The following is a 25640-nucleotide window of genomic DNA, read 5'->3' on the forward strand; positions in this document are numbered from 1 at the left end:
ACGGCAGCCAAGGGCGTGGGCGATGCAGGGTAATGTCGGCAGCAAGATCCGCGATGCGCGCAAGGAGCAGAACATCACGCTGCGCGATCTCAGCGAACGCTCCGGCCTTTCGGTGTCGCAATTGTCGAAGCTCGAGAACGGCAAAGCCCGCCTGACGGTCGACGTCGCGCTGATGATCGCCGGCGTGCTGCATGTGCCGGTGGCCTCCTTCCTGTTCAGCCCGAAGCCGGGCATGCAGGCGCGCCGCTCGATCACGCGCGCCGGCAGCGGCATCCTGCACCAGGGCAATGCGATGGAATTCGAGGTCCTGTGCAGCGATTTTCGCGACAAGACCAACATTTTCTGGCGTGTCACGCTGCGCGCGAGGAGCTTCGAGGAGAATGGCGGCTGGCGCAGCCATTCGGGCGAGGAGTTCATCCACGTGCTGAGCGGCAGCCTGGAACTGCACACCATCCACTATGATCCGACAGTGCTGCAGCCGGGCGACAGCATCCTGTTCGACGGTGAAATGCAGCATGCCTATATCGCGCTGGGCGACGAGCCGGTGATCATGCTGATGTCGAACACCGTGCCACGCGACGGGCTGCCGGCCGGCGCCGGCGTCTGATACCGGCCTAGCCGGATTCCCAGCCCGAAAGCTCAGCGCCTCAAGAATATTTTCTAAAATGGAAAAAAATACTTGTTATGGAAAAGTCCGGGGTCTAGCATCCTGTTGACCGGCCGACAGGAGAAATAGCCATCGGCCGGATGGGAGATGTGACCGATGCTGTCGGTTGAGGCAGTCAGCAAGACCTTTGGCGGCGTGCAGGCGTTGCGCAGTGCCTCGCTGACCTGCGAGGCTGGCGAAATCCTCGGCCTGATCGGCCCCAATGGCGCCGGAAAATCGACCCTGGTCAATGCCATCTCCGGCGTGCTCAGGCCGGACACTGGCAGTGTCAGGTTGGCGGGCAAGGAGATCACCGGCCAAGGCCCCGAGCACTGCGCCCGGGCGGGTGTCGCGCGTACCTTCCAGACCATCCGCCTGTTCAAGGATTTGACCGTTCGGCAGAATGTCGAAGTCGCTCATATCACCTGCCAGGCGGTTCGGCCGGAAGCCGCGGCACGCATCGGCGTCGATCAACTGCTTGCGCAATATCAGCTGGACGGCTTTGCCGACGTTCCGGCCGGCACGCTGTCCTATGGCAGCCAGCGGCGGCTCGAAATCGCCCGCGCGCTGGCGCTGGGTCCATCGCTGCTGCTGCTCGACGAGCCGGCGGCCGGCCTCAATGAAGGTGAGTCCGAAACGCTCGCGGTGGCGATCGAAGGCATTCGCCGGGATGTCGGCTGCGCGACCATCGTCATCGATCACGATTTGCGCTTCATCAACCGGCTTTGCGATCGGCTCTGCGTCATGGACCAGGGTCAGGTGATCGCCTCCGGGCAGACCGAAGCGGTGTGGCGCGATCCGCGCGTCATCGAGGTTTATGTCGGGCAGTCCGAGGCATCGTGACGGCGCCTAGGGTCGGGAACAACAAGGGAGAGGGTCAATGGACAGGAAGATTTTAGGGGCCGCGGTGGTCGCGGCAGGGTTTTTGCAAGTGACGCATGCGGGCGCCGCCGATCTGAAGATTGGTCTCGCCGTGGCGATGACCGGCACTTACGCGCCTTACAGCGAGGCCGAAGGGGCGCGCTGCATGGCCGACAAATTGAACAAGGCCGCAGGCGCCGGCGATCCCAAGGTCGAGCTGATGATCGAGGACAACCGCTCCGATCCGCAGCTCTCGGTTTCGCTCGGCCAGAAGTTCCTCGATGCCGGTGCCCAGATCATCACCGGCGTGCCGTTCCCGGATGCGCTGATCCCGACCGCGCAGATCGCCGCGCCCTATGGCGCCACAGTGTTTTCAGCGCCGAACACCCAGCTTGAGATGCAGCAGGCCGGCCTCGATAATTTCATCGCCGGCGCGGTGCCCGACCCGATCAATGCGGCTGCGACCGCGAATGCGCTCTACGCCAAGGGCGCGCGCACCGTGGCGTTGATGGTCTCGCCCGATGCCGGCTCTTATTCCGAAAAACTGCCGGAATGGTTTGGCGAGGTGTTCGAACATCTCGGCGGCAAGGTCGTCTCCAAACTCAACTATTCCTGGGGCACATCAGACTGGTCGCCGCAGATCGCCAGCATCAAGGCGTTGCCGCAGAAGCCGGACGCCATCCACATCTGCGGCGTGCTGCCGGATGTCGGCATCTTCATCCGCCAGCTGCGCGCCAATGGCTATGATGGCTGGGTCGCCGGCTGCGACGCCTTCGACGACAAGTCGCTGGAAGGCACCGTCGGTGATCCGGCCTCGCTTGAGAAGGTGATGTTCGCCACCCATGGCGCGACCGGCGTCGACAGCCCGATCGACAAGTTCCTGGCCCAGTGCAAGGCCGATGGCTACAAGATCAACGGCATCTTCGATGCGCTCGGCGCCGACATGGTGCAGATCAGTTACGAGGCGGCGAAGAAATCCGGCACGGTCGAGCCCGCCGCCTTGCGCGAGGCGATCCGCGCGCCGGGCGGCTATCCCGGCACCACGGCGCCGATCATCTCCTTTGCCGAAAAGAAGGGTTATCCGGTCAAGGCGGTGCCGGTGATGGGGTTTGCGAACGGCAAGCGGGTGCTCATCACCGACACGCCACCGACCTTCGTTCCGGCGTTGAATTGACGGGCAGCAAGTGATGAAGGATCGAGCCTTCGCAGTGCAGGCCTCGTCGTGCTGAGCGTCGACAATCTGGTCGTCCGCTACGGTGCGGTGAGCGCGGTGCGCGACCTCAGCCTGAAGGTCGGGCGGGGCGAGCTTGTCGCCCTGCTCGGTCCCAATGGCGCCGGCAAGAGCTCGACCATCAATGCGCTGACGGGTCTGGTCACGCCGGCCTCGGGCCGCATCGTTCTCGACGGCCAGGACATTTCGCGTGTCCGCACCGAGGACCGCATTCGCGCAGGCCTGACCTCCACGCCGGAAGGCCGGCACATCTTCGCCAATCTGACGGTCGGCGAGAACCTGCGGCTTGGTGCGGCGATACGGCGCGATCCCAAGGGCGTGCGCCGGGACATCGAGCGCTTCCTGGCGTTGTTTCCGGTGCTTTCCGAACGTTACGGGCAGGCGGCCGGCACGCTGTCGGGCGGCGAGCAGCAGATGCTGGCCATCGCCAGGTCGCTGATGTCGCGGCCGAAGCTGCTGTTGCTCGACGAGCCGTCGCTGGGACTGGCGCCGAAGATCGTGGTGCAGATCTTCGATTTCATCGGCGAGCTGAAGGCGGAAGGGCTGACGCTGCTGGTGGTCGAGCAGAACGCCAGGCAGGCGCTGCGCTTCGCCGACCGCGTCTATGTCGTCAGTGCCGGCACGCTTCGCCATAGCGGGCCGCCGTCCAGCCTTGCCGACGAACACGGCCTCTTCAACCTCTATATCGGCGGGTAGGCGGCGACATGGACTATGCCTTGCAGCAGCTTCTCAATGCGCTCGCCTTCGGTGCGGAATATTCGCTGGTGGCGCTCGGCCTGGCAGTGGTGTTCTCGATCATGGGCCTGGTCAATTTCGCGCATGGCGAGATCATCGGGGTGTCGGCCTACAGCGTGTTCCTGGCGGCGGCGCTTGGGCTGACCTCGCCATTCGTCGCCGTGCTGCTTGCTGTTGCTGCCGCGGCACTTGCGGCAATCGCCTTCGAGCGGGTGGCGTTCCGGCCGGTGCGCTATGCACCTACGACGACAGGCTTGCTCACCGCCTTCGGCGTTTCGATCGTCGTGCAGAACCTGTTCATGCTGCTGATATCGCCGAAGCCGCAGTCAGTCTCGATCCTCAACGGGTTGAACCAGATGTGGTTCTTCGGCGCCTTCGCGGTGTCGTCGCTGCAGGTGATGGAGCTCATCGTCTCCGGCCTGACAATCCTGGCCCTGGTGCTCTTCCTCAACCGTTCGACATTGGGGTTGGCTATCCGCGCGGCGTCGCGCGATTTCGCCACGGTGCGGCTGATGGGCATCAAGGCGAACCGGGTGATCGCCACGGCCTTCGCCATCTCCGGCGCGCTGGCCGGCATCGCCGCCGTGTTCATCATCGCGCGGCGCGGCAGCGTCTCGCCCGATCTCGGCTTCAGCCTGGTGCTGAAGGCGTTCGTCGCCTGCGTCATCGGCGGGTTCGGCTCGCTGGCGGGCGCTGCGGCCGGCGGCATGCTGCTCGGCTTCATCGAGGTCGGCCTGCTGGTTGCTTTGCCGCAGGAATATGGAGGCTTCAAGGATGCGCTCACCTACGTGATCATCGTCGCGCTGCTTGTCTACCGGCCGGAAGGCCTGCTCGGCCAGCGGGTCGAACTCGGCGACAAGGAGATTTGAAGTGTCGCAGACAATTGAAAACACCGCACCTACTGCTGTGGTTGTCGCGCGGCCCGGCAGCGCGCTGACGCGCTCGCTCATCGGTGGGCTGGTAACGTCGCTGCCTGTGCTGATGGTCGGGCTGCTGATCCTGAATTTCGCACCGACCTACTACACCTATCTGGCGCTCGGCGCCTTCGTGAACCTGATCGTCGTCGTCGGCCTGCAAGTGTTCATGGGCAACAGCAACATCGCCAATCTCGGCCACAGCGCCTTTGTCGGTCTCGGCGCCTATGGTGTTGCCATCCTGTCGACGCCGCTGGCAATGAAGAAGCTGTCGATCCCCAATGCGCCGTTCGGCTTCGCCACATTGCAGCTCGATCCGGTGTCGTCGGCGCTCATCGCGCTCATCATGGTCGGCATCGTCGCCGCCGTCAGCGGCAAGGTCATCAGCCGCCTGTCGGGCGTCGCCGCGACCATCGTCAGCCTCGCACTGCTGATCATTGTCCATTCGGTGTTCCTCAACTGGACGAACCTGTTCAAGGGCAACCAGGCTTTCTTCGGCATCCCGAAGGTGGTCGGCCTGCCCTGGATGATGGTGTTCTCGGTGGTGGTGATCGTGCTGGCGCGGCTGTTCAAGGACAGCCGCTGGGGCCTGCAACTCAGGGCAAGCGCCCAGAGCCCGCAAGCCGCCGCCGCGCTCGGCATCGACGCTAGGGGCCTGCGGCTGATGTCGTGGGTGCTGTCGGCGCTGATTTGCGGCCTGGCCGGCGTGCTCTACGCTTATTTCGCCGGCACGATCAGCCCAAAGCTGTTCTATTTCCAGATGATCTTCAACACGCTGGCGATGCTGATCCTGGGCGGCATGGCGACGGTGACAGGCGCGGTCACCGGCGTGATCGTGCTTTCGGTCGGGCTGGAATTCATCCGCAGCATCGAATCCGGGGTGACGATCGCCGGCATCCAGCTGCCGCAATTGCTCGGGCTGTCCGGTGTGGCGCTCGGAGTCGTCATCGTGCTTTGCATGGCTTTCCGGCCAAGCGGCATCAGCGGCCGCTACGAGATCGATGAACTGTTGTCGCGATTTTTCAGGCGCAACGCGAAATAGCGAAGCCTGGCATTCTCTTGTGGAGGTTTGAAAGTGGAATTTGAGGACAAGGCCGCGGCCTACAAGCCCAGGCTCGAGGCGTTGCAGAGCCAGCTGGCAGCTGCCGGCGTCGAATTCATCGAGATCCATACGGTCGACACATCAGGAGCGTTCCGCTCCAAGATCACGCCGCTGAAGCTTTCGACCTATGGCGAATCCATCAACGCCATCCTTTATTGCGTCACCCATGGCGACGGCCAGCCCATGGGCGATGTCGCCTTCGCCTCGCCGAGCGCCAATGAGGAGAATGGCTTCCCCAACATCAAGGGGATCATCGATCCGGCGACGGTGGTCCAGCACGGCTGGAAGCCGAAATTCGCCTCTGCCATCACGAGTTCCTACATGCTCGACGGCGCGGTCTGTCCGTTCGATCCGCGCGGCGTGCTGGCCCGCGTCGAGGAACGCGCCAGGGCGCTCGGCTACGAGCCGATGGTCGCGCTCGAATACGAGTTCGGCATCTTCCATGCCGACCACGATCTGATGCGCGCCGGGCGCTACCGCGAGCTGAAGCCCTGGGGCCATTCGCTGATCAATTACGATCTGGTGCGCAGCGGCGAATATCAGGATTTTGCCGCCGAGTTCATCACCCGCATGAAGAGCATCGGCATCGGGGTGGCCTCGCTGGTTACCGAATATGGCTACGGCATGTACGAATATGCGCTGACGCCGAAATCGGCGCTTCAGGCGGCTGATGACGCCATGCGCGCCAAGCTGCATTTGCGCGAACTCTGCGCCGAGCGTGGCCTGGTCGCCACCTTCATGACGCGCTTCCAGCCGCCAGGCAAGGAAAGCGCCTGCGGCGCGCATCACCATGTCAGCCTGTGGCGGGACGGCAAGCCGGCCTTCGCCGCCGGACCGAACCGGCTGACACCGGTCGCCGAAAAATTCCTTGCCGGCGTGCTCAAGCGGATGCAGGAAACGCATGTCTTGTTCCGGCCGACGGTTAACTCCTATCGCCGTTTCGATCGCGGCGCCTGGTCGCCGGAGGATGTCGCCTGGGGGTTCGAGAACCGCACCGCGCCGATCCGTGCCATCACCACGCCGAATGACGGCGCCTGCCGGCTGGAGCACCGCGCGCCGGGCGCCGACATCAATCCGTATCTGTCGATTGCCGCGATCCTAGCGGCGGGCTGCGAGGGCATCGAAAAGGACCTGCCGCTCGAGGCGCCGGTGACGTCGAACCTGGCCAATCTCGACAAGCCGAAACTGCCGCGCACGCTCAATGCTTCGATCGAGGCGTTCGCCGCATCGGATTTCTGCGCCGATGCCTTCGGCGAGGCCTTCCGCGACAATTATGCCGAGAGCCGGCGGGCGGAGCAGGCAGCATTCGACGCCTGGCAGGCGTCGCACATCACCGACTTCGAGTGGCAGCGCTATTTCGTCAGCTGATCATGCCAGAACGAAACCAGCCGGCTTTCGCCGGCCGGTTGGTCTGACCAGAATCAGCCGCAGACGCGGACCTCTTCGATCACCCTGTGGTGGTGGCGCCAGTGCTTGACCAGTTCGATATGGCAGCGGTGATGCCGGTGGTGGCGGCGATATTGGCCACCCTGGTAATCACCGAACTGCACGCTGCCGTTCTGATAGTCACCATACTGGTTGTCATTGTTGTACCGGTTATGATGGCGACGAACGACAATTTCGCCGTTGTCGGACTCATCGTCCGGTGAATACCGGTTGCCGTCGTCGGACTGGATAATCACGCTTGCAGCTTGCGTGGGTGCAATGACTGCGGCTGTCGCCGCAAATGCCAACACGGAAGCTAAAATCAATTTCTTCATTTCGTCCTCCTGCGAGTTCAAGACATATCAACTCGACATATCAACTCGCGGAAGACCTGGGCGTTCCACTTTAAATCTACACGCTTTGCGACGCCGGAGATATCAAGGCGTTATCGGAGACACGCTCCAGGCGCACGAAGGCCGTCAGCGGCAGGTGGTCGGAGGCAACGCGCGAAAGCGGCGTGTCATGCGCGTCGACGGCGGCAATCATGCCATGCCTGTTGGCCATGATGCGGTCGAGTGCCAGCAGCGGCAGATTTGAGGGGAAGGTGGGGACCGCCGGCGGCTGCGGGCCGAACGTCGCATGCAGCGTGTTGAGCGCGGAGCGGTTGCCGAGCCGCCATTCGTTGAGGTCGCCGAGCAGCAAGGTCGGCTTTTCGTCCGGGCTGTTCATCAGGTCGAGCACGACACGGGCCTGCTGGGAGCGCGAACGGCGCAGCAGGCCAAGATGGGCGGCGATGATGCGCAGCGTCTGACTTCCATCGAGGTCGATCTCCGCCACCACCGCGCCGCGCGGCTCCAGACCCGGAAGCTTGATCTGATGCACGTCACGAACGACGCCCTTCTTGAACAGCAAGACATTGCCATGCCAGCCATGGCCCTTGCCAGTCGCGGAAATCGGCACCGGAACCAGGCCGGTTTCCCGCTCGAGCCGCGGCAGGTCGAGAAGCCCGTCGCGGTCGCCGAAGCGGTTGTCGGCTTCCTGCAACGCAATGACATCCGGATCGATCTCGCGGATGACGCGAATGGTCCGCTCCGGGTCGAACTTCCTGTCGACGCCGATGCATTTGTGGACATTGTAGGAGGCAACCAGCGTGCCGGTGATGGCCGTCGTCTTGTGTGCAGCGGCGTTTGCCTTCTGCATCCGGCGGTCACGAATGGATAGAAGCATGCTTGCCGGGAGGCTGCGTCCGTTCATTCGCATCGAGTGCCTGCCATTTCAGCTGCCTTCACCATGCACCTCAAATAGAGTCTTTGGGCTTATGTTCCATGATTGACACCAAACTATCCGGCAAACACGTCGTTTTGTTAAAGATTGGGTGAACCCATCTAGGGCCAAGCCTATCTAGAGATAGGGTGAACCCAGCCAAAGCACCCGGTCGAACAGCCTGATAAGGAATGGCCGGGCCCGCAACGCGTCCAGCGTCACCGGCACGGCGGAGGCGATTGCCGATCCGATCCGCGCCTCGATCTCGCTGGCAAAGCCGGCGTCGAGCACCTCGAGGTCGATCTCGAAATTGAGCCGCAGCGAGCGGGCGTCAAGATTGGACGAGCCGACATAGGCCCACACACCGTCGATCGAAAGCAGCTTCGAATGGTCGAAAGGCCCCTCGGTACGCCAGACGCGGCAATAGTTTTTCAGGACCTGATCGAACTGCGCCGTCATGGCGCGGTCGACAAGGAAGAGGTTGTTCACCGCCGGCACGACGATGTCGATCTCGACACCGCGCCGGCCCGCGGTGATCAATGCGCTGATCAACTCCCGATCCGGCAGGAAATAGGGCGACATCAGGCGGATCGACTTGCGGGCGACGGAGAATGCACCGATCAGCAGCTTGTGGTTGGTCTCGTTGCTGGCGTCCGGGCCGGACGCGACCGCCCGCACCAGCATCGGTACGCCGGGCGACGGTGACAGCGGGGCGATTCGCCAGGCATCACCCTTCAGCGCCTCGTTGGTGGCGAAGCGCCAGTCCTCGGCGGCGACCGAAAAGAGGTCGGCGACGACTGGACCGTTCACCCGGAAATGTGTGTCCCTCGCGCTGTTGGAGCCGGCGAATTCGGCCGAGAAGCCCTTGCGGATGTTCATGCCGCCGGTGAAGGCGATCATGCCGTCGACCACCAGGATCTTCCGGTGGGTCCTGAGATTGGCGTAGGGCAGGCGCAGGCCCATGACGATGTTGCCGTTGAAGACATCAGCGGGGATGTTGGCCTCGCGCAAATGTCCAAGGATGCTCGGCACGGAGTAGCGGGCGCCGACGGCGTCGATCAGCACGCGGACGGTGACGCCGCGCCGGACAGCGCCGGCCAGCGCTTCGACGAAGAGCAGGCCGACGGCATCATTGTCGAAAATGTAGGTCTCGAGCAGGACACTGCGCTCGGCGCCATCGATCGCCGCGCACATGGCGGCATAAGCCTCGTCGCCGGTCTCCAGCACATCGATTGCATTTCCCGGGTTGAGCGCGCGCCGCGCCACCCTGTCGCCCAGTGTCCGCAAACCCGTGAATCGCTGCCCGTATCGCTCGACGATCAGGGCCTCTTCGACGGCGACGTCGCGCTCATGTTTGGCGGAGACCGCGCCGTCGGCAAGCGGGCGCTGGGCGGTGATCGTGGCACGGCGGATGCGGTTGATGCCGGCGACAGCATAGATCAGCACGCCGAGGATCGGCGACAGCACCATGACGCCGACCCAGCCGGTGGCGGCGCGGACATCCTCCTTGGTCATGACGGCATGGGCGATGCCAGCGGTCGCCATCACCACCGAGATGATGGCGAGAATTTGGGGCCAGTGAGTCGCCAGGGTCTCCAACATGGCCGAGAGTATCCAGCGGGCGCTTGCAGAAGGCAATGCGGCCGATCATGTCGCCGGATTGTGCGGGCCGCGTGTGCCCGGGCGACCTCGCTAGCTGAGACCCGCAGCTTGCGAGATGAGCTGGGTGATCTCGCGCGGGTGCGAGATCAGCGACAAATGGCTTGCCTTCACCTCGATGGTCTTTGCGTTCATGCGCTTGGCCATGAAACGCTCGAGATCCGGGTTGATCGTGCGATCCTCGGTCGAGACGGCATACCAGCTTGGCTTCGACCGCCAAGCTGCCTGCGTTGTCTTTCCTGTGAAAAGCCTGTCCGAGATCGGCCCCTGGACGGCATAGAGGATACGCGCCTTCTCGCGAGGGATACCGCCGGCGAAATCCCGCAGGAAAGCCCCCTCGCTGAGCTTGCCATAGCCTTCGGACCAGACAAGGCCGGCGGAGGCGGGCGGCGCGGCAAAAGTCTTGGCGAGTGCCGTGTAGTCTTCGCCTGCATCCGGGGCGCGCGCCGCGACATAGACGAGCGAGGAAACCTTTGGATCCATCCCTGCCTCGGTGACGATCATGCCGGCAAAGGAGTGGCCGACAAGTATCGTCGGTCCATCCTGGAGAGCGATCGCACGGCGCGTAGCGTCAACGCCCGCCTCCAGCGTGGTCAGCGGGTGCTGGACGACGGTGGCCTTGAGGCCGGCCTGCTGTAGCCGACCGACCACTTCCGACCAGCACGAGCCATCCGCATAGGCGCCATGGACCAGGACGACATTGCGAATCTTGGGATCCGTCTGCGCCCTGGTCTTGTCGGAGCCGGCCAGTATGCTCGTCGCCACCCCAGCGACGAGCGCGGTGGAGAAAGTACGCCTATTGATCATGATCGCGAATTCCTTGAGAGGTTGGCACGAGGCGCCGCAACGCTTCGCGCGGCACTCACGTCCAATCTTCGCAGCCTCGCGAGCCTTCGTTACAGCCGTCACTGCTTCGTGATCACATGCCTCGGACTCTCGCCGGAGCAACATGATCGGGCAGGACCGATTGTGGGTATCGGCATTGGCGCCGAGTGCTCGCACATGATCACCGGGCAGAATTCCGCAGCTTGTCGGCGGCCGGCAATCGAGCCCGCACGCCAATGGACAGGCTGCTAGAGGCCCAGCGAGGCCTTGAAAGCGGAAAGCTCCTTGTCGGCGACCGCAACCACGTGCTGCGGCTCGGGATAGGCGCCGGTTTGCACGTCGGATATGAACTCGCGATAGGCGGCGATGCGCTCGCGCTGCAGCCGCTCATATTCGGCGGCGAAGTTGCGGTAGGTCTTGGCGTGGCGCGGCCTGTGGCCAGCGGTGTGGCCGAGCACATCCTCGCTGAACAAGTATTGCGCGTCTGCATGCGGCCCGGCGCCCATGCCGAGCATGATCATGGGCGTATTGCGGGTGATCAGTTCGGCCACCCGGTCGGGCACCACCTCCAGCTCGGCGCCAAAGCAGCCGATGGCCTCCAGGCGTTTGACGTGATCCCATACCGCACGCGCACTCTCGGCCGTCCTGCCGACGGCCTTGAAGCCACCGGTCCAGGTGCATTGCGAGGGGATCAGGCCGACATGGGCGACGACCGGCACCGCATTGTCGCAGAGCGCCTTCTGAATATCGAGCGAGGCGGCGCAGTAGAAGCAGTCGCCGCCGATGCGCATGAAGTGGTAGGCGGTTTTCAGATAATCCTCCGACGTGACCAGATTGCCGGCGGGGCCATAAGGGAGCCCGACCTGCACGAAGCAGCGGCCGGCCGCCTCGCGCATCTCGGGCGAGAAGAAGCGGCCCTCGATCGAAAGCATGTCGACGCCGGCCGCATCCGCTGCCGCCGCCTCTTCGACAGAGGTGACGTACAGCATGGAAATCTTTTGTCCGCGGCCCTTCATGGCGCGGATGTCGGCGACGGTGGGGCGGCTGCTCTTGGTGACCATTTCGTTCCTCAGACGGTGAAAGCTTCGCGGAAGGCCTGCAGGGCAATTTCGGGATCGCCGGAGGCAAACGCCTCCATGCCCACCGGCCCACGGTAGCCCATGTCCTTCAGGGCAAGGGCGATGCCGTTGTAGTTGATTTCGCCGGTGCCGGGCTCCATGCGTCCGGGCACGTCGGCCACCTGGACCTCGCCGATCCACGGCAGGCAGGCGCGGCACAGTTCGATCAGGTTCCCTTCGCCGATCTGCGCATGGTAGAGATCGAGATTGAGGCGCAGACTTGGACGGTTGACGCTCGACACCAGGGCAAGCGTATCCTCGGCGCGCCCAAACGGCACACCGGGATGGTCGACCGGCAGGTTCAAATTCTCCAGCGTGAATGTCACGCCCTCGGCTTCGGCGAGGTCGGCAATGCGGTTCAGCGTGTCGCGCGCCTTCAGCCACATCGCGCCGGTGACGGTCTCGCAAGGGGTGACCGGGAGGCCGCCATCGCCCAGTCCTGTGCCATGCAGATTGAGCCGTGCGACGCCGAGCCGCTTGCCGACCGCCGCCGTCTCCTTCGCTGTCTTCAATAGTTCGGCGGCACCCTCGTCGTCGGCAAGCCTGCCGCGCAGATAGCCGTTCATGATCGAGAAGGTCGCGCCGGATTTCTCGAGCATTGCGAGATCGTGCTCGGGCCAGTTCCAGAGGCCAATCTGGAAGCCCATTTCGGTGAGGCGCTTGACGCGCCATTCCATCGGCTTGTCGCGCCACAGCATTTCGACGCAAGCCGCAAGGGTGAAGGTATCGGACATGTCAGGCCTCGATGTGCACGCGGCCGTCCTCGACCTTCGTGGTGTAGGTTTTAAGGTTCACGCAGACCGGTGCGCGCAGCGCTTCGCCGGTCCGGTAATCGAACACGCCGCTGTGCTTGGGGCATTCGACCCGGTATTCCATAACCAGCCCGTCACTCAGATGCACCTTTTCATGCGTGCACAGCCCGTCGGTGCAGAAGAATGTATCGTCTGGGCTTCGGTAGATGGCGAATGTCCGGCCCTCGTGATCGAAGCGGATGACGTCCTCTTCCTCAATGTCATCGGTCGCGCACGCATCAATCCACTTTGCCATTGCTGGTTCCTGCAAGCCTGTCTTTGGTTGGTTGAAAAAGGCGGCCGGCGGACCACGCATTCCGCCGGCCGTACAGGAAGATGCCCGGGAGGAGGAGATGGGCGTCTTCACTGGTCACGCATGGCTCGCGCCCTGCGGCGCATGCCCGTTGTCAGCCGCCGAGAAGCTCTCGATCTCGGCTTCAAGCTCGGCCATCTGCTCGCCGCCGGCCATCAGGTCGGTGATCGCCTCGCGGCTCTTCTCGCCCTTGCGGAAGTCGGCCGCCTTTGAGCCTCTGATGAGGACAGCGAAGTGGTCGCCGACAGTCAGTGCATGGACGACATTATGGGTGATGAAGATCACCGCGATGCCCTTGCGGCGCGCCTGCAGGACGATGCGCAGCACATGCGCCGCCTCCTTGACGCCGAGGGCCGCGGTCGGCTCGTCGAGGATCAGCACGCTGGCGCCGAAATGCACGGCGCGCGCGATCGCCAGCGCCTGGCGCTCGCCTCCGGACAGCCCACCGACGAGGCGATCGCCGTCATCGATGCGGGTGATGCCGAGCTGGCGCATCTCGGTGACGGCGATCTCGTTGGCCCGTTTGCGGTCGTAGATGGTCAGCGGCCCCCAGCGTCGCGTCGGCTCGGCGCCGACGAAGAAGGAGCGGCCGATGCTCATCAGCGGGAATGTCCCGCCGAACTGGTGGACGGTGGCGATGCCATGGTCGCTGGCGTCGCGCGGGCTGTCGAAGGCGACTGATTTGCCGTCCATATCCATCGTGCCCGATGTCGGCTTGTGGACACCGGAGAGAATCTTGATCAGCGTCGACTTGCCGGCGCCATTGTCGCCGAGCAGGCACAGCACCTCGCCTCTGTTGACCTCGAGCGAGATGTCGTGGAGCACATCGATCGGACCGAACGACTTGTTGATTGCGGTCAGCCTGAGCAGGGGCGTTGTCATCAGCTTGCCCTCGATTTGGTGCGCGGCGCGTAGGTCAGCGCCATGGTGCGGAAGGTGTTGTTCATCAGCACGGCGGCGAGCAGCAGGACGCCGATGATCAGGCTCGCCCAGTTGGCGTCGAAGCCGGTGTAGAAGATGCCCTGGTTGACGATCGAGAACGTCAGCGTGCCGAGCACGATGCCGACGACCGAGCCGTAGCCGCCGGTGAGCAGCACACCGCCGATGACCACAGCGATAATCGAGTTGAAGATGAAGGATTGGCCGGCGGCCACCTGCGCGCTGTTGTAGAGGATCGCCTGCGACATGCCGACGAAGGAGGCGCACAGGCCGCTGCTCATGAACAGCGCGATGGTCACCCGGTCCGTCGGGATGCCGGCATTGCGAGCGCTGACCGCGTCGCCGCCCATGGCCAGGATCCAGTTGCCGAAGCGCGAGAAATTCAGGATGAAGCCGACGATCAGGACGACGGCGATCCACCAGAACAAAGTCACCTGGAACTTGCCGCCGAGATAGTCGCCGAACAGGAGCTTGGCGGTCGGTCCGCTCTTCAGCGCCACACTGGTGCTGCCGGACAGGATGACCGAGAGGCCGAGCGTCAGGCCGGCCAGCGCGAACAAAGTCGCCAGCGTGACGACGAAGGACGGCACTTTGGTGCGGATCACCAGCACGCCGTTGATGAAGCCGACGGCGAGCCCAAGACCGAGCGCGGCGAGGATGCCGACGATGATCGGCAGGTCGTAGTGGCCCGAGAGGATGGCAATGGTCATCGAGCTGGCCGGGATCATCGAGCCGACGGAGAGATCGAGATGTCCGGCGATCATCAACAACCCCACAGGAAGTGCGATGATGCCGAGTTCCGAGGCGACGTTGAGCCAGCTCGCAGCGCCCCCGGCCGACATGAAATTGGCGCCGCCGAAGATCGAGAAGAACACCAGCACGGCGATCATGCCGATCAGCGAGCCCACCTCCGGTCGGCGCACGAGGCTGCCGATCGAGGGCATCGAAGAGTGCGGCGCGGTCGCCGCCACGGCGGGTTGGTGATGGGCTTGGGATGTCATCGAAATGTCCCTGGCGTTGTGACTTGAAAATATGGCTCCCCCTTGTCCCCTTGTGGGAGAAGGTGTCGCCGCAGGCGACGGATGAGGGGTGTTCCAGCTTGGCACCGACGGCGCTCCGTCCAGCACCCCTCAACCGTCTCGGCGCTGCGCGCCGATCCACCTTCTCCAAAAAGGGGAGAAGGCAAGGCCGAGCTATCGGGCGCCGGCCGCCGCGCCAGCCAGCGTCGCGTCGACATTGGCGGCGTCGACGATCCCGGGTCCGGTCAGCACCGGTTTCGTCGGCAGGTCGAGCCCGTAGTTGACGAAGCCGTTGAGCAGCGACACGGCAAGGAAGCCTTGCAGATAGGGCTGCTGGTCGATCGAGAACATCTGCGTGCCGTCCTTGATGCGTTGCAGGCCGGTTTCGTCCATATCGAACGACGCGAGCTTGACCTTGTCGCCGACACTGGCCTGGCTGATGGCATTGGCGGCGCTGTTGGCGTCGCCGGCGCTGATGGTGATGACACCGTCGAGCGTGTTGTCCTTCAGCACGGCGGCCTTGATCGCCTCGGCGACCGCGGTCGGGTTGCCGAAGCTGGAAGAAGGCAGCGGCAGCTGGCTCGATTTGCCGCCGCTCTTGGCGATGGCGTCGGCAATGCCCTTGCAGCGGTCTTCGGTGTTGGTGGAGCCCGGCAAGGTGTTGACGCACAGCACGTTCTTGGCGCCATGGCCGCCAAAATAGGCGCCACCGCCAAGACCGGCCGCGTATTCCTCGTTGCCGACATAGTTCATGGCGCCGAGCCGCTTGGCCGCATCCATGCCGCCGGAATTGTAGATGATGAGCGGCACGCCTGCCGCGACGACTTCCTTGAAGGCGTCATCCATGGCCTCGGGCACCCAGTCCGGCCCGACAATGGCGCTGGGATTCTGGCTGAGCGCGGTGCGGATCAGCTTGGCCGCGTCCGGGCCCAGATTGTCGTAGTTCTGCGGACCGAGCCAGGTGACCGAGCCGCCCGTCAGTTCGGCGACCTTGCCGGCATCGTCGGCGCCCTTCTTGACCTTCGACCAGAACGGGTCGTCGGCCTTGCCGCCGATGACGAAGATCTTTGCCCCTTTGGACTGCGCCATTGCCGATGTGGCCGATGTCGCCGCCACGCCGGCAAGCATGATCGCCGCCAAGAGTCTTGTGATACGCTTCATGTCGTCTCCTCCCATTTGCCGTCTTCAGACGGGTTTTTGAAAAACTGTGACCTCTGCTGCGCGCCTCTCTCCCGGCTGCGCGCCGCGTGACGTGATCAAGGGTTCGCCGCGGCCTTGGCGTTCATGCGTTCTTTCTTTTTCTGGAAGCGGGCGTCCATCATGGCTTCGCCCTCTCTGGTGCCGTCGTGCCAGGTGCCGAACCACCGATCGAGCGGGATCAGCCCGTCGCCGCCATAGTTCACCTCGAAATATTTGTGGTGCAGGTAGTGCGTGTAGGCGTGGCTATCGACAGCGGTATCCTCGGTCACCTCGAGCTTATCGAACCCGAGATGGCCATTGACGGCGCCGAAGCCGGCGACGTGCAGCTGGAACAGCGCGACGATCGGATTGGATGGGATGACCAGATGCCAGAAGGCGACCGCGTGGTAGAGGAAGCCTTCCACCGGATGCATCGATAGCGACGACCAGGGCGACGGGTTGATCGAATTGTGGTGGACCGAATGGATCCAGCGGTAGAGCGGTCCCCAGTGGATCAGGCGGTGGATGAAGAAGAAGTGCACCTCGTGAATGGCAGGCGCGATCAGCACCAGCACGGCGAGGTAGACCGGGTGATCCTGCCAGCCAACCCACGGCACGTAGCCATTGGCAAAGCACCAGAGGAAAATGACTTCGACCAGCGTCCACAGCGGGATGGTGATGAAGAACGAGCGCAGGAAATTGTCGAGGTTCTGGCTCTGGAACCAGAACACGTCGGACGGCGCATCGCCGGGGAATTTGTGGTTGTATTTGAACCGCGTCGCCTGGGCGCGCTTGATGTAATAGCGCAGCTCGAAGATGCCGTAGAAGACGAGGATCGCCGCCGCGTTGACGGCGTAGAGCCATAGCGCCCAGCCCCAGCCTATGGTCTTCATCGTCTCGACGCTCGGCACGACATAGAACCAGTAGAGCAGGGCAGTGGCCATGTGGAAGGCATTCCACGGCCAGATATAGCCGGGCAGCCACGCCAGGATTTTCGGCAGCCTGGGCGGCCAGTTCAGCAACGGCGCCCCCTCGATGCGTCCGTTCGGCTTCCAGTCGCCGCGCTTGTCGCGCACGCCGTATTTGAGATCGTCCATGCAGATCCTCCACCCGCAACGCCACACCCGCAACGCCTTGGGACGGGCCGCACGCGCGCACGCTGCCTCACACCGCCTGAGGGCGGTGGGCGAGAACCTGCCTGCGCTGTGCTGCTGCTATCCCTGGGCTGGCGGTGCGTCCGCCTTGCTTGCTTTTCCGGAGATAAACATCTTGATCCAAAATGAATCAAGAATAGAATGTTTGTTCCAAATGGATTGTGTCATTCATATCAATCAGGCACGGGAAATGATATTTTCGTATCAATTGCTACAGGCGGATGAGACGGAATGGATCAGAACAAGCGGCCGACGATCAGGGATGTAGCCGCCGAGGCCAATGTTTCGGTGGCCACCGTCAACCGGGTGCTGAGCGGCGCTGGTGCCGTGCGCCAGGGCACGCGCGAGCGCGTCAGGCTGGCGGCGGAGCAGATCGGCTTTTATGGCATGGGCGCGCTGCGCAGCCGCGTGGCGGCCGCCCGGCCGCGCTACCGGCTCGGTTTCCTGCTGCACCAGCCCGGCCGTGCCTTCTACCGAAACATGGCCGAGGCGCTGCGCCTTGCAGCCGAAACGATGTCCGACTGCGAGATAGAGCTGCGCACGGAGTTTCTGGACGATCTGTCGCCACAAAACGTTGCTTCGCGGATGTTGGCCTTGGGCGCCGAATGCGATGCCGTCGGCGTCGTCGCCGCGGTCCATCCCCTCGTCACCCAGGCTGTGGATACGCTCAAGGCCCGCAACGTGCCGGTGTTTGCGCTGATCTCGCAGATCTCGGCGACGGGCCATGTGCGCTATATCGGGCTGGACAACTGGAAGGTTGGGCGCACCGCGGCCTGGGTGTTCGAGCATGTCTGCCGGGCGCCCGGCAAGCTCGGCATCCTCGTCGGCAATCACCGCTACCGCTGCCAGGAAATGAACGAGAGCGGCTTTCGCTCCTATTTCCGCGAGCACGCCCCTGGCTTCACCCTGCTGGAACCGCTGCTGACCTTCGAATCGAGCGCCATCGCGCAGGAAATGACCGAAAAGCTGCTGAACGAAAATCCCGATCTGTCGGGCCTTTATGTCGCCGGCGGCGGCATCACCGGCGCCATCGCGGCGTTGCGTTCCACCGGGCGGGCCGGCAGCCTCGTCGTCGTCGGCTATGAGCTGATGGACTCGACGCGCCCGGCACTGCTCGACGGCACGCTGACCTTTGTCATTTCGCACCCGCTCGCCCGCATCGCGCAGGAAGCGCTGGCCGGCATGGTCCGCGCCGTCTCCGCCCCGAACGACGGCGGCAACTTCACGACGATCCTGCCCTTCGAGATCTACACCCGCGAGAACATCTAGCTCATAACGCTAACGCAACGGCATGCATGAGCGGGTGCTTCGGCGCGTTGTCGTTCGCCGCCGTTGGTCCTTCGAGGCTTCCTATGCTTTGGTCCTGGATGTAATGTATATCAGCACGAATAAAATTAACGATGTAGCATTTTGATTGATGGCGAGGGGGGGCGCCGAATGGTGAAGTTCAACTTCGATGGGCCTCCTGTGGACGACGAGACTGTCGACACATCGGCCGAATGTCAGCGCCAATTGCTGCCTCTCATCCGTGAGATCGTTCAGGCGGCGGTCGCTGCCGGGTGGAACCAGGACGATGTTCTTTTGGCCTTTGTGGAACTTGCATGGGGTTTGTACGAGAATCGTCGCGATGATCTGCAATGACGGCAGCGAACCCGGTAGCTCGCGTCGGCTTGTTGCATGGCCAGCCGAAGTGGCCGAATTATCCCCAAGCCCAATGGGTGCGCTGCGTTGATGAAGGGGCTCTCCATCGAGTAGGAAAAAATGTTCTAGAACTTCCTTTGTCGGCCATATTTTTTCTTCTTATCCCGAACAAAATTTTTTCTTTGCGCACGGGCGTTATTCACTATCCGCGGCATGTGCGTTACGCTGGGTCCGGGTCGGGCTAAGGGGGATTTCAGGCAGCAGGCAAAGCGGCTGAGGCCAGGCGATGAAACATGCGGACGAGGCTAGGGAAAGCGGCGATTCCCGAGGCGTCGATCAGGATCGGACAGCTCGGTATGTCCTGGATATAATTCCCGAAAGTGCCGGGCCCAGAAGAGCCACCGCGCGGGGCAGTGTAATACATTCCGTCCGTGGTCCCGGATCGCAGACATTCCTGGCCAAGGAGCATTCCACGGGAATTGTGCTGAGGCCCATCCGCAAGTTGAGAGCCTCGCTCGGCAGCGACAGGATCATCGAATACGATGCGCCTGTCGGATGCCTCGTGATCAATCCCGCGGGTGTGGACAGCAGCCTCGCCTGGTCGGCGACCAGGGAAAATGCCGTCGTTTCCATAGCCCCCGAAGCGCTGATGGAGTTGGCGGCTCACGAATTCGATGTCGGCGATGTCGAACTCGAGCCGCCCGCGTTCGGCACGGTCGACCTGCGGGCTCTCAACATAGCCCAGATGATCACTGCCGAACTGACCGGGCAGATGCCTCCGAACGAACTTTATCTGGACTCGCTGCTCACGGTGTTCGGGGTGCATTTGCTGCGCACCTACACGAGCCGCAGCAGGCAGGCCGTGTCGCCCAAAGGCGGGCTCTCAGCCGTTGGCGCTCGACGCGTGCGCGAATATCTCGACGAGAATTTCGTGCGAAAAGTAATGGTCGCCGAACTGGCTTCCGTTGCGGGGGTTTCCCCCAACCATTTCATCGCAAGGTTCGCCAGGACGTTCGGCATGCCGCCGCATCGCTATCTGATCAATCTGCGCCTGGACCTGGCTGAGAAATTGCTCGTCGGTGGCGAGTTCGCGATCGCGGAAGTCGCCTACCTCACCGGGTTCTCGGACCAGAGCCATCTGGCCGCTACCATGAAGAAGTACAGGGGGAGAACGCCGACCAGGACCGGACAGGCTTCGGTCAAAAATTGAAAGTTCAAGCTATGGCAAGGGACTGTGCCTGCTGATGCATGATCAAAGATCGGAATTTCCTACAAAGCTTCCGGAATTTTCCAAAATACATCCACCACAAACATGCCCAAGCCTGCGTGGGAGCCATTCGGAATACGATGCAGCCTCGACATTATCCGCCACGTGGCCGAATCGATGAAATGAACTGGACTGGCGACGCGGATGCGGTTCGATCAATCACGAATTGTTTTGCAGGGGAACGGGGAGGGAGGCCTCGGGTTGGACCTCATCTGGGACGTATCAGGAGGCCGAAAAATGCCGGGCGATGATGGTTTCCCCGGATCGGTTTTCGGTAACAATTCGGGGCAGCCGACGTTCAACGCGAAAGGCGGGCTTTCCGTGCGCAGCACACGCCGTGTGCAGGAATTCCTGGACAAGAACTTTACGCGCAAGCTGGCGCTTGCCGAGATGGCCGCGATTTGCGGTCTTTCACCCTATCACTTCATGCGGGCTTTCTCGAGGACGTTCGGGATGCCGCCGCACCAGTACGTCCTCAAGCTGCGGCTGGATTTCGCTGAAAGACTGCTTGCCGACAGCCGCATGACGATCGCCGACATCGCTCATCTGAGCGGTTTTTCAAGCCAGAGCCACTTTACCACCGTGATGAAGAAATATCGGGGTGTAACGCCATTGCAGGCGCGGCTGAGCAAGGTTAATTCAAAGGTTAAGCGATAAATCGCCTGTGATATTGATCAAATACCGCTTATCAAAGCGCGGTCTAAAGTAACTATCCGTTAACTCCTGCTGGGTTGCTCCAGTCTTTTCTCACGAGGCAGCAATTTCCTGAAATACGGCAAACCGGAATCATGTCTTCTTGGCGTGAGTTCGAATTGTCAGACATTTCATGCCGGCCAGCGGAGAGGGACCATGACCGACAATCGCATTTCGAGTGGCTCGTTTGTGCAGCGTCAGGCAGTGCATTTCGCCGGGCACTGGATTGCGGGCGCCGATTTCGGCTCTCGCTCGCTTCGCCGCCGCCTGATGGCGGTATTGCGCATGGCGCACCGCGTACTCGGCATGCGCCGCAAGGGACATGGGCTCGGCATGCTCGGCAACGGCAGGGTTCTGGCAGCGGCGCTGGGTGCGATCGCATTGGGCGGCATCGCCACGCCGGCATTGGCACAGGTTTTCGGCGGCGGCGGCACGGCAAACGGAGTACGCGGTATCGCGTTTGGATCCGGAGCCGTGCAGAACGGAGCCGATTCAATAGCCGAGGGCACCAACGCCAATGCGGGCAGCCAGAATGCCGTCGCAATCGGCTTCCAGTCGCTCGCGACCCAGATAAACTCCATCTATCTTGGCTCGCGCACCGTCGCGGGAACGGGCGCTACCGCGCCGGGCGCGATCGGCATCGGAACGGATGTCACGGCGTCTCTGAACGACGCCGTAGCGATAGGCCGCCAGTCCGTTGCGTCAGCGCAATATTCGGTGGCTCTCGGTCTGTTTGCAAGTGCCACAGGCGCGGGTGGTGCGATGGCACTGGGCCAAGGCACGATCTCAAGCGGTGTCAATTCGGTAGCGCTCGGCGTTCAGGCCCAAGCCCTCGGGGCTGGCGCCAACGCCCTGGGCACCTTTTCCACCGCTTCGGGAGGGAATTCCACCGCCCTCGGTACCAGCTCCACGGCCAGCAACAACTATGCGACAGCCGCAGGCTGGGGATCCGTCGCCAGCGGCGCCGATTCCGCTGCCGTAGGACGTGAGGCCGTCGCGTCGGCGCTTGACTCAACGGCGATGGGATACATAGCCAAGGCCTCGGGCCAATACAGCACCGCCGTCGGCGCCAACGCCAATGCCTCAGCGACGTCCAGCACCTCGATCGGCCAGAACACGGCTGCGTCGGGCGTTCAAGCGACCGCTCTCGGCTTCAACGCCAATGCCAGCTTCCTGAATTCGACCGCCCTGGGCGCGAACTCCACCGCCAGCGCCGCGCAGGCGACCGCGCTGGGGCTGGGCGCCACCGCGAGCGGTGTAGACAGCACGGCGGTCGGCATGCAAGCCAATGCGAGCGCGCAAGACGCCATCGCCATGGGCACTACGTCAATTGCGAGTGGTGCCGCCAGCACAGCGGTTGGCAATACGGCCGTTGCCAGCGGCGCAAACGCCTCCTCGTTCGGGTCCGGAGCGAACGCGATAGGAGACAATTCTCTCGCCGCCGGCGTCAGTGCCAGCTCGGCCGGCGCGCAGTCGGTGGCTCTCGGCATCGGCACCGTAGCCAGCGCCGACAATTCCACTGCCGTCGGACGTGAATCCCGCGCCACCGGACTCAACAGCACCGCGCTCGGCCGCGGCGCCCAAAGCAGCGCCGTGAACTCCATCTCTCTCGGCGCCGGGACGAGGGCGTCCGGGATAGGTTCCGTCTATGTCGGCTCGAGCACTTTTGCAACGAGCGCCAGTGGAGACAACGCCATCGGCATCGGCACGGACGTGACGGCATCCGAGGACGACGCCATTGCGATGGGACGCGACAGCCAGGCGACGGCAACCAACGCCGTCGCGGTCGGTCTACAGTCCGCCGCGCTCTCCGCCGACTCCGTCGCCATCGGCACGGGCGCGACTGCCGATGGCGGCAAGGCCGTGGCCATCGGCGCCGGCAACGCAGCGTATGGTGACGGCGCGGTCGCCATCGGCGATCCGAGCTATGCCAGCGGCACCGGCGCCTTCACCGGCGGCGCCAACAACATCGCCAACAGCGACGGCACGGCGAGCGCCACCGCGGCCAATATGGCCAACGGCGCGGTCGCCATCGGCAACAGCAACAAGGCGATCGGGCAAGGCTCCGTGGCGCTGGGCAACGGCTCGACAGCGGGCGCCGCCGGCCTCGCCGGCAATGTCGCGCTGGGCGATGGCGCCACCGCGGCGGCAAGCTCCGGCGACGTGGCGCTGGGCTCGGGCTCGGTGACCGCCACGGCCGTCGGCACGGCCAGTGGGGTGGTCAACGGCACGACCTATGCCTTCCAGGGCACCAACCCGACCTCGACGGTCAGCATCGGCGCGCCCGGTGCGGAACGCACCATCACCAATCTGGCTGCGGGGCGGGTCAGCGCGCTCTCGACTGACGCGATCAACGGTTCGCAGCTCTTCGCCACCAACCAGGCGGTCGACGCCATCGGCACGACGCTCAACAGCATCAATGTCGGCGGCGGCATCAAGTATTTCCATGCCAATTCGACCTTGCCGGATTCCCAGGCCCTTGGAACGGATTCCGTCGCGGTCGGGCCGAATGCCGTGGCCAACAATGCCGGCGATGTGGCGATCGGCCTGAATTCCACATCAGGCACCACCACGGCGGTTGGCGGCGCGACGATCGGCGGCGTGAACTATACCTTCGCTGGCACTACGCCGGCCGGCGCTTTCTCGGTCGGCTCGGCTGGAGCCGAACGCCAGATCCAGAATGTCGCGGCCGGACAGTTGAACGGCGGCTCGACCGACGCGGTCAACGGCTCGCAGCTCTTCGCCACCAACCAGCAGGTCACGCAGAACACGACCGACATCGCCGCCATCGGCGGCAATGTGACCGGTCTCGGCGACACGATCAACAACATCGCCGGCGACACCTCGACCGCCTATACTGACGCCAATGGCGTTGGCATTCGCTATGCCCGCACCAACGAGGCCGGGCTGGCGCAAACCGATTCCTTCGCACAAGGGGTCGGCTCCACCGCCGTCGGCTACCAGGCGACCGCGACCGGCGTCAGCGCACTGGCGCTCGGCCGCGACAGCAACGCCAGCATCGACGGCAGCGTAGCGCTCGGCTCGGGTTCGGTCTCCGATCGCGCGATCGCTCCCGCTACCGGGCAACTGCCCGCCGGCCCATCCAACTTCATCCAGTACAACACGACCGACAAGACGCTACTCGGCGCCGTTTCGGTCGGCGACGCCACCTCCTACCGGCAGATCACCAATGTGGCCGACGGCACGCAGGATCAGGATGCGGTGACGGTGCGCCAACTCGCCGGCGCCATCGCTGCCGTATCGGTCACCTCGACCAAGTATTTCCATACCAATTCGGCGGCGGTCGACTCGCTCGCGGTCGGCGCCGAGTCGGTCGCCGTCGGTCCGACGACGGTCGTCAACGGCGACAACGGCATCGGCATCGGCAACGGCGCCATCGTCGACCAGACCGCGCCCGGCGGCACGGCCATCGGCCAGAACGCTCATGTGATGCTGGCCGACGGTCTCGCGCTCGGCACCAATTCGCTGGCGTCCGGCATCCAATCGGTGGCGCTCGGCGCCGGCGCCCAAAGCACCTTCATCAACAGCGTCGCGCTGGGCGCGCAGTCCATCACCACGGTCGGCGCTCAGACCGGCTACACGGGCTTTGCGCTGACCGCCCCGCAGACCTCGGTCGGCGAGGTGTCGATCGGCGGCGCGGGAGCCGAACGCAAGCTCACCAATGTCGCGGCGGGTTCGGCCGAGACTGACGCCGTCAACGTCTCGCAGCTGCGCGGCGTGACGCAAAATATCAGCAACCTGTTCGGCGGCGGCACCACGGTCAATCCCGACGGCTCGATCACCGGACCGACCTACACCGTCCAGGGCAACACCTACACAACCGTCTATGACGGGCTCACGGCGGTCGACAACGCGCTGACCAACATCACCAATGGCGGCGGCATCAAGTATTTCCACGCCAACTCGACGCTGGCCGACTCCACCGCCAGCGGCACCGACAGCGTCGCGATCGGACCGGCCAGCGTGGCGAGCGGCACCAACAGCCTCGCCGCCGGCAATGGTTCGACCGCCACGGGTCAAGGCGCGGTGGCGCTCGGCCAGGGCGCCAAGGCTAACAATGCCAACGATGTGGCGCTCGGTTCCGGTTCGGTGACGCAGACCGCCGTCGGCACCTCCAGCACCGTCATCAACGGCAAGACCTACGCCTTTGCCGGGACGACCCCGACCGGAACCGTCAGTGTCGGCGATGCCGGGGCCGAGAGGACGATCACCAATGTCGCGGCCGGACGGGTCAACGCCGGCAGCACCGATGCGATAAACGGCTCGCAGCTCTACGCCACCAACACGGCGGTCGAGGATTTGAAATCGGGCCTTGGATCGCTCACCCAGAATGCGGTGACGTATGACACCAATCCGGACGGCAGCAAGAAGAACAGCATCACGCTGCAGGGCGGCGACGTCAACGCGCCGGTCGTCATCTCCAATGTCGGTCCCGGCGTTGCCGGCACCGATGCGGTCAACGTCAACCAGCTGAACCAGGGGCTGGCCACGAGCATCAACACGTCCAATACCTATACCGACAAGGTGGCGGCCACGACCTTGCAACAGGCCAACAACTACACCGACCAGAAGCTCAGCCAGCTCAATACGGACATCGGCGGCATACGCGACGAGGCGCGGCAGGCGGCCGCGATAGGCCTTGCCGCAGCCTCGCTGCGCTACGACGACCGGCCCGGCAAGTTGAGCGTCGCGGCGGGCGGCGGCTTCTGGCGGGACGCCGGCGCCTTCGCCTTTGGCGCGGGCTACACCAGCGAGGACGGCCGCATCCGCGGCAATGTGTCGGGCACGGCGGCGGGCGGAAATGTCGGCGTCGGCGCCGGCATCAGCTTCACGCTGAACTGAGG

23 protein-coding genes are annotated in these 25640 nt (G+C 63.7%); 12 read left to right on the forward strand and 11 right to left on the reverse strand.

Annotated features, from left to right (window positions below; translation table 11 throughout):
- The first annotated feature begins 22 nt into the window (after positions 1-22).
- The 7 genes from HB777_02165 to HB777_02195 all read left to right on the forward strand — a co-directional run bounded on the left by HB777_02165 (position 23) and on the right by HB777_02195 (position 6857).
- Complete coding sequence (locus tag HB777_02165) at positions 23-607, forward strand: helix-turn-helix domain-containing protein (protein QND62836.1); 585 nt, start codon at positions 23-25, stop codon at positions 605-607.
- 156 nt (positions 608-763) lie between these two features.
- Positions 764-1489 (forward strand): ABC transporter ATP-binding protein, encoded by a 726-nt coding sequence (locus HB777_02170; protein ID QND62837.1) that lies wholly within the window; start codon positions 764-766, stop codon positions 1487-1489.
- 37 nt (positions 1490-1526) lie between these two features.
- Positions 1527-2681, forward strand: a complete 1155-nt coding sequence (locus tag HB777_02175; protein ID QND62838.1) for an ABC transporter substrate-binding protein — start codon at positions 1527-1529, stop codon at positions 2679-2681.
- 48 nt (positions 2682-2729) lie between these two features.
- A complete protein-coding gene (locus HB777_02180; GenBank protein QND62839.1) occupies positions 2730-3434 on the forward strand; it encodes an ABC transporter ATP-binding protein in 705 nt (234 codons plus the stop codon).
- Between the two features lie 8 nt (positions 3435-3442).
- Positions 3443-4342, forward strand: coding sequence for a branched-chain amino acid ABC transporter permease (locus HB777_02185; protein ID QND62840.1), 900 nt, complete (start codon positions 3443-3445; stop codon positions 4340-4342).
- Position 4343: 1 nt separating this feature from the next.
- A complete protein-coding gene (locus HB777_02190) occupies positions 4344-5429 on the forward strand; it encodes a branched-chain amino acid ABC transporter permease (protein ID QND62841.1) in 1086 nt (361 codons plus the stop codon).
- Positions 5430-5462: 33 nt separating this feature from the next.
- A complete protein-coding gene (locus HB777_02195; protein ID QND62842.1) occupies positions 5463-6857 on the forward strand; it encodes a glutamine synthetase in 1395 nt (464 codons plus the stop codon).
- 53 nt (positions 6858-6910) lie between these two features.
- Here HB777_02195 and HB777_02200 read toward each other — a convergent pair whose 3' ends face one another.
- The 11 genes from HB777_02200 to HB777_02250 form a co-directional block, all read right to left on the reverse strand.
- Positions 6911-7249, reverse strand: coding sequence for a hypothetical protein (locus tag HB777_02200; GenBank protein ID QND62843.1), 339 nt, complete (start codon positions 7247-7249; stop codon positions 6911-6913).
- Between the two features lie 76 nt (positions 7250-7325).
- Positions 7326-8114: an endonuclease/exonuclease/phosphatase family protein gene (locus HB777_02205; protein ID QND62844.1), complete on the reverse strand. Its 789-nt coding sequence runs from the start codon at positions 8112-8114 to the stop codon at positions 7326-7328.
- 201 nt (positions 8115-8315) lie between these two features.
- Complete coding sequence (locus HB777_02210) at positions 8316-9779, reverse strand: phosphatidylserine/phosphatidylglycerophosphate/cardiolipin synthase family protein (GenBank protein ID QND62845.1); 1464 nt, start codon at positions 9777-9779, stop codon at positions 8316-8318.
- Between the two features lie 90 nt (positions 9780-9869).
- Positions 9870-10646, reverse strand: coding sequence for an alpha/beta hydrolase (locus HB777_02215; GenBank protein QND68617.1), 777 nt, complete (start codon positions 10644-10646; stop codon positions 9870-9872).
- Positions 10647-10909: 263 nt separating this feature from the next.
- Positions 10910-11722: a 3-methyl-2-oxobutanoate hydroxymethyltransferase gene (locus tag HB777_02220; GenBank protein QND62846.1), complete on the reverse strand. Its 813-nt coding sequence runs from the start codon at positions 11720-11722 to the stop codon at positions 10910-10912.
- A gap of 8 nt (positions 11723-11730) precedes the next feature.
- A complete protein-coding gene (locus HB777_02225; protein QND62847.1) occupies positions 11731-12513 on the reverse strand; it encodes a hydroxypyruvate isomerase family protein in 783 nt (260 codons plus the stop codon).
- A 1-nt stretch (position 12514) separates the two neighbouring features.
- Positions 12515-12826, reverse strand: a complete 312-nt coding sequence (locus tag HB777_02230; protein ID QND62848.1) for a Rieske 2Fe-2S domain-containing protein — start codon at positions 12824-12826, stop codon at positions 12515-12517.
- 114 nt (positions 12827-12940) lie between these two features.
- Positions 12941-13765: a sugar ABC transporter ATP-binding protein gene (locus HB777_02235; GenBank protein ID QND62849.1), complete on the reverse strand. Its 825-nt coding sequence runs from the start codon at positions 13763-13765 to the stop codon at positions 12941-12943.
- A complete protein-coding gene (locus HB777_02240; protein QND68618.1) occupies positions 13765-14766 on the reverse strand; it encodes an ABC transporter permease in 1002 nt (333 codons plus the stop codon). Before HB777_02240 ends, HB777_02235 begins: the two co-directional genes overlap by 1 nt.
- A gap of 249 nt (positions 14767-15015) precedes the next feature.
- The gene (locus tag HB777_02245; protein QND62850.1) at positions 15016-16002 is read right to left on the reverse strand and encodes a sugar ABC transporter substrate-binding protein; all 987 of its coding nucleotides are present in this window, start codon (positions 16000-16002) and stop codon (positions 15016-15018) included.
- 95 nt (positions 16003-16097) lie between these two features.
- Positions 16098-17117, reverse strand: a complete 1020-nt coding sequence (locus HB777_02250; protein ID QND62851.1) for a sterol desaturase family protein — start codon at positions 17115-17117, stop codon at positions 16098-16100.
- A 288-nt stretch (positions 17118-17405) separates the two neighbouring features.
- Between HB777_02250 and HB777_02255 the strand changes: the two genes are divergently transcribed.
- The 5 genes from HB777_02255 (at position 17406) to HB777_02275 (ending at position 25638) form a co-directional block, all read left to right on the forward strand.
- Positions 17406-18443 (forward strand): LacI family DNA-binding transcriptional regulator, encoded by a 1038-nt coding sequence (locus HB777_02255; protein ID QND62852.1) that lies wholly within the window; start codon positions 17406-17408, stop codon positions 18441-18443.
- A 168-nt stretch (positions 18444-18611) separates the two neighbouring features.
- Positions 18612-18815, forward strand: a complete 204-nt coding sequence (locus HB777_02260; GenBank protein ID QND62853.1) for a hypothetical protein — start codon at positions 18612-18614, stop codon at positions 18813-18815.
- Between the two features lie 286 nt (positions 18816-19101).
- Entirely contained in the window at positions 19102-20025 is a 924-nt protein-coding gene (locus tag HB777_02265) for a helix-turn-helix transcriptional regulator (GenBank protein QND62854.1), read from the forward strand.
- Between the two features lie 201 nt (positions 20026-20226).
- Positions 20227-20739 (forward strand): helix-turn-helix transcriptional regulator, encoded by a 513-nt coding sequence (locus HB777_02270; GenBank protein ID QND62855.1) that lies wholly within the window; start codon positions 20227-20229, stop codon positions 20737-20739.
- A gap of 192 nt (positions 20740-20931) precedes the next feature.
- Positions 20932-25638 carry a calcium-binding protein gene (locus tag HB777_02275; protein ID QND62856.1) on the forward strand — a complete coding sequence of 1569 codons (4707 nt, stop codon included), beginning with the start codon at positions 20932-20934 and terminating at the stop codon, positions 25636-25638.
- Positions 25639-25640 lie beyond the last annotated feature (2 nt).

This window comes from Mesorhizobium loti (assembly GCA_014189435.1).
GTDB classification, from domain to species: Bacteria; Pseudomonadota; Alphaproteobacteria; order Rhizobiales; family Rhizobiaceae; genus Mesorhizobium; species Mesorhizobium loti_G.

Bases quoted from the DNA above. Each gene is read 5' to 3' on its own strand.
- HB777_02165 (QND62836.1), top strand. From the start codon at position 23: ATGCAGGGTAATGTCGGCAGCAAGATCCGCGATGCGCGCAAGGAGCAG.
- HB777_02170 (QND62837.1), top strand. From the start codon at position 764: ATGCTGTCGGTTGAGGCAGTCAGCAAGACCTTTGGCGGCGTGCAGGCG.
- HB777_02175 (QND62838.1), top strand. From the start codon at position 1,527: ATGGACAGGAAGATTTTAGGGGCCGCGGTGGTCGCGGCAGGGTTTTTG.
- HB777_02185 (QND62840.1), top strand. From the start codon at position 3,443: ATGGACTATGCCTTGCAGCAGCTTCTCAATGCGCTCGCCTTCGGTGCG.
- HB777_02200 (QND62843.1), bottom strand. From the start codon at position 7,249: ATGAAGAAATTGATTTTAGCTTCCGTGTTGGCATTTGCGGCGACAGCC.
- HB777_02205 (QND62844.1), bottom strand. From the start codon at position 8,114: ATGCAGAAGGCAAACGCCGCTGCACACAAGACGACGGCCATCACCGGC.
- HB777_02210 (QND62845.1), bottom strand. From the start codon at position 9,779: ATGTTGGAGACCCTGGCGACTCACTGGCCCCAAATTCTCGCCATCATC.
- HB777_02220 (QND62846.1), bottom strand. From the start codon at position 11,722: ATGGTCACCAAGAGCAGCCGCCCCACCGTCGCCGACATCCGCGCCATG.
- HB777_02225 (QND62847.1), bottom strand. From the start codon at position 12,513: ATGTCCGATACCTTCACCCTTGCGGCTTGCGTCGAAATGCTGTGGCGC.
- HB777_02230 (QND62848.1), bottom strand. From the start codon at position 12,826: ATGGCAAAGTGGATTGATGCGTGCGCGACCGATGACATTGAGGAAGAG.
- HB777_02235 (QND62849.1), bottom strand. From the start codon at position 13,765: ATGACAACGCCCCTGCTCAGGCTGACCGCAATCAACAAGTCGTTCGGT.
- HB777_02240 (QND68618.1), bottom strand. From the start codon at position 14,766: ATGCCCTCGATCGGCAGCCTCGTGCGCCGACCGGAGGTGGGCTCGCTG.
- HB777_02245 (QND62850.1), bottom strand. From the start codon at position 16,002: ATGAAGCGTATCACAAGACTCTTGGCGGCGATCATGCTTGCCGGCGTG.
- HB777_02250 (QND62851.1), bottom strand. From the start codon at position 17,117: ATGGACGATCTCAAATACGGCGTGCGCGACAAGCGCGGCGACTGGAAG.
- HB777_02255 (QND62852.1), top strand. From the start codon at position 17,406: ATGGATCAGAACAAGCGGCCGACGATCAGGGATGTAGCCGCCGAGGCC.
- HB777_02260 (QND62853.1), top strand. From the start codon at position 18,612: ATGGTGAAGTTCAACTTCGATGGGCCTCCTGTGGACGACGAGACTGTC.
- HB777_02265 (QND62854.1), top strand. From the start codon at position 19,102: ATGAAACATGCGGACGAGGCTAGGGAAAGCGGCGATTCCCGAGGCGTC.
- HB777_02270 (QND62855.1), top strand. From the start codon at position 20,227: ATGCGGTTCGATCAATCACGAATTGTTTTGCAGGGGAACGGGGAGGGA.
- HB777_02275 (QND62856.1), top strand. From the start codon at position 20,932: ATGACCGACAATCGCATTTCGAGTGGCTCGTTTGTGCAGCGTCAGGCA.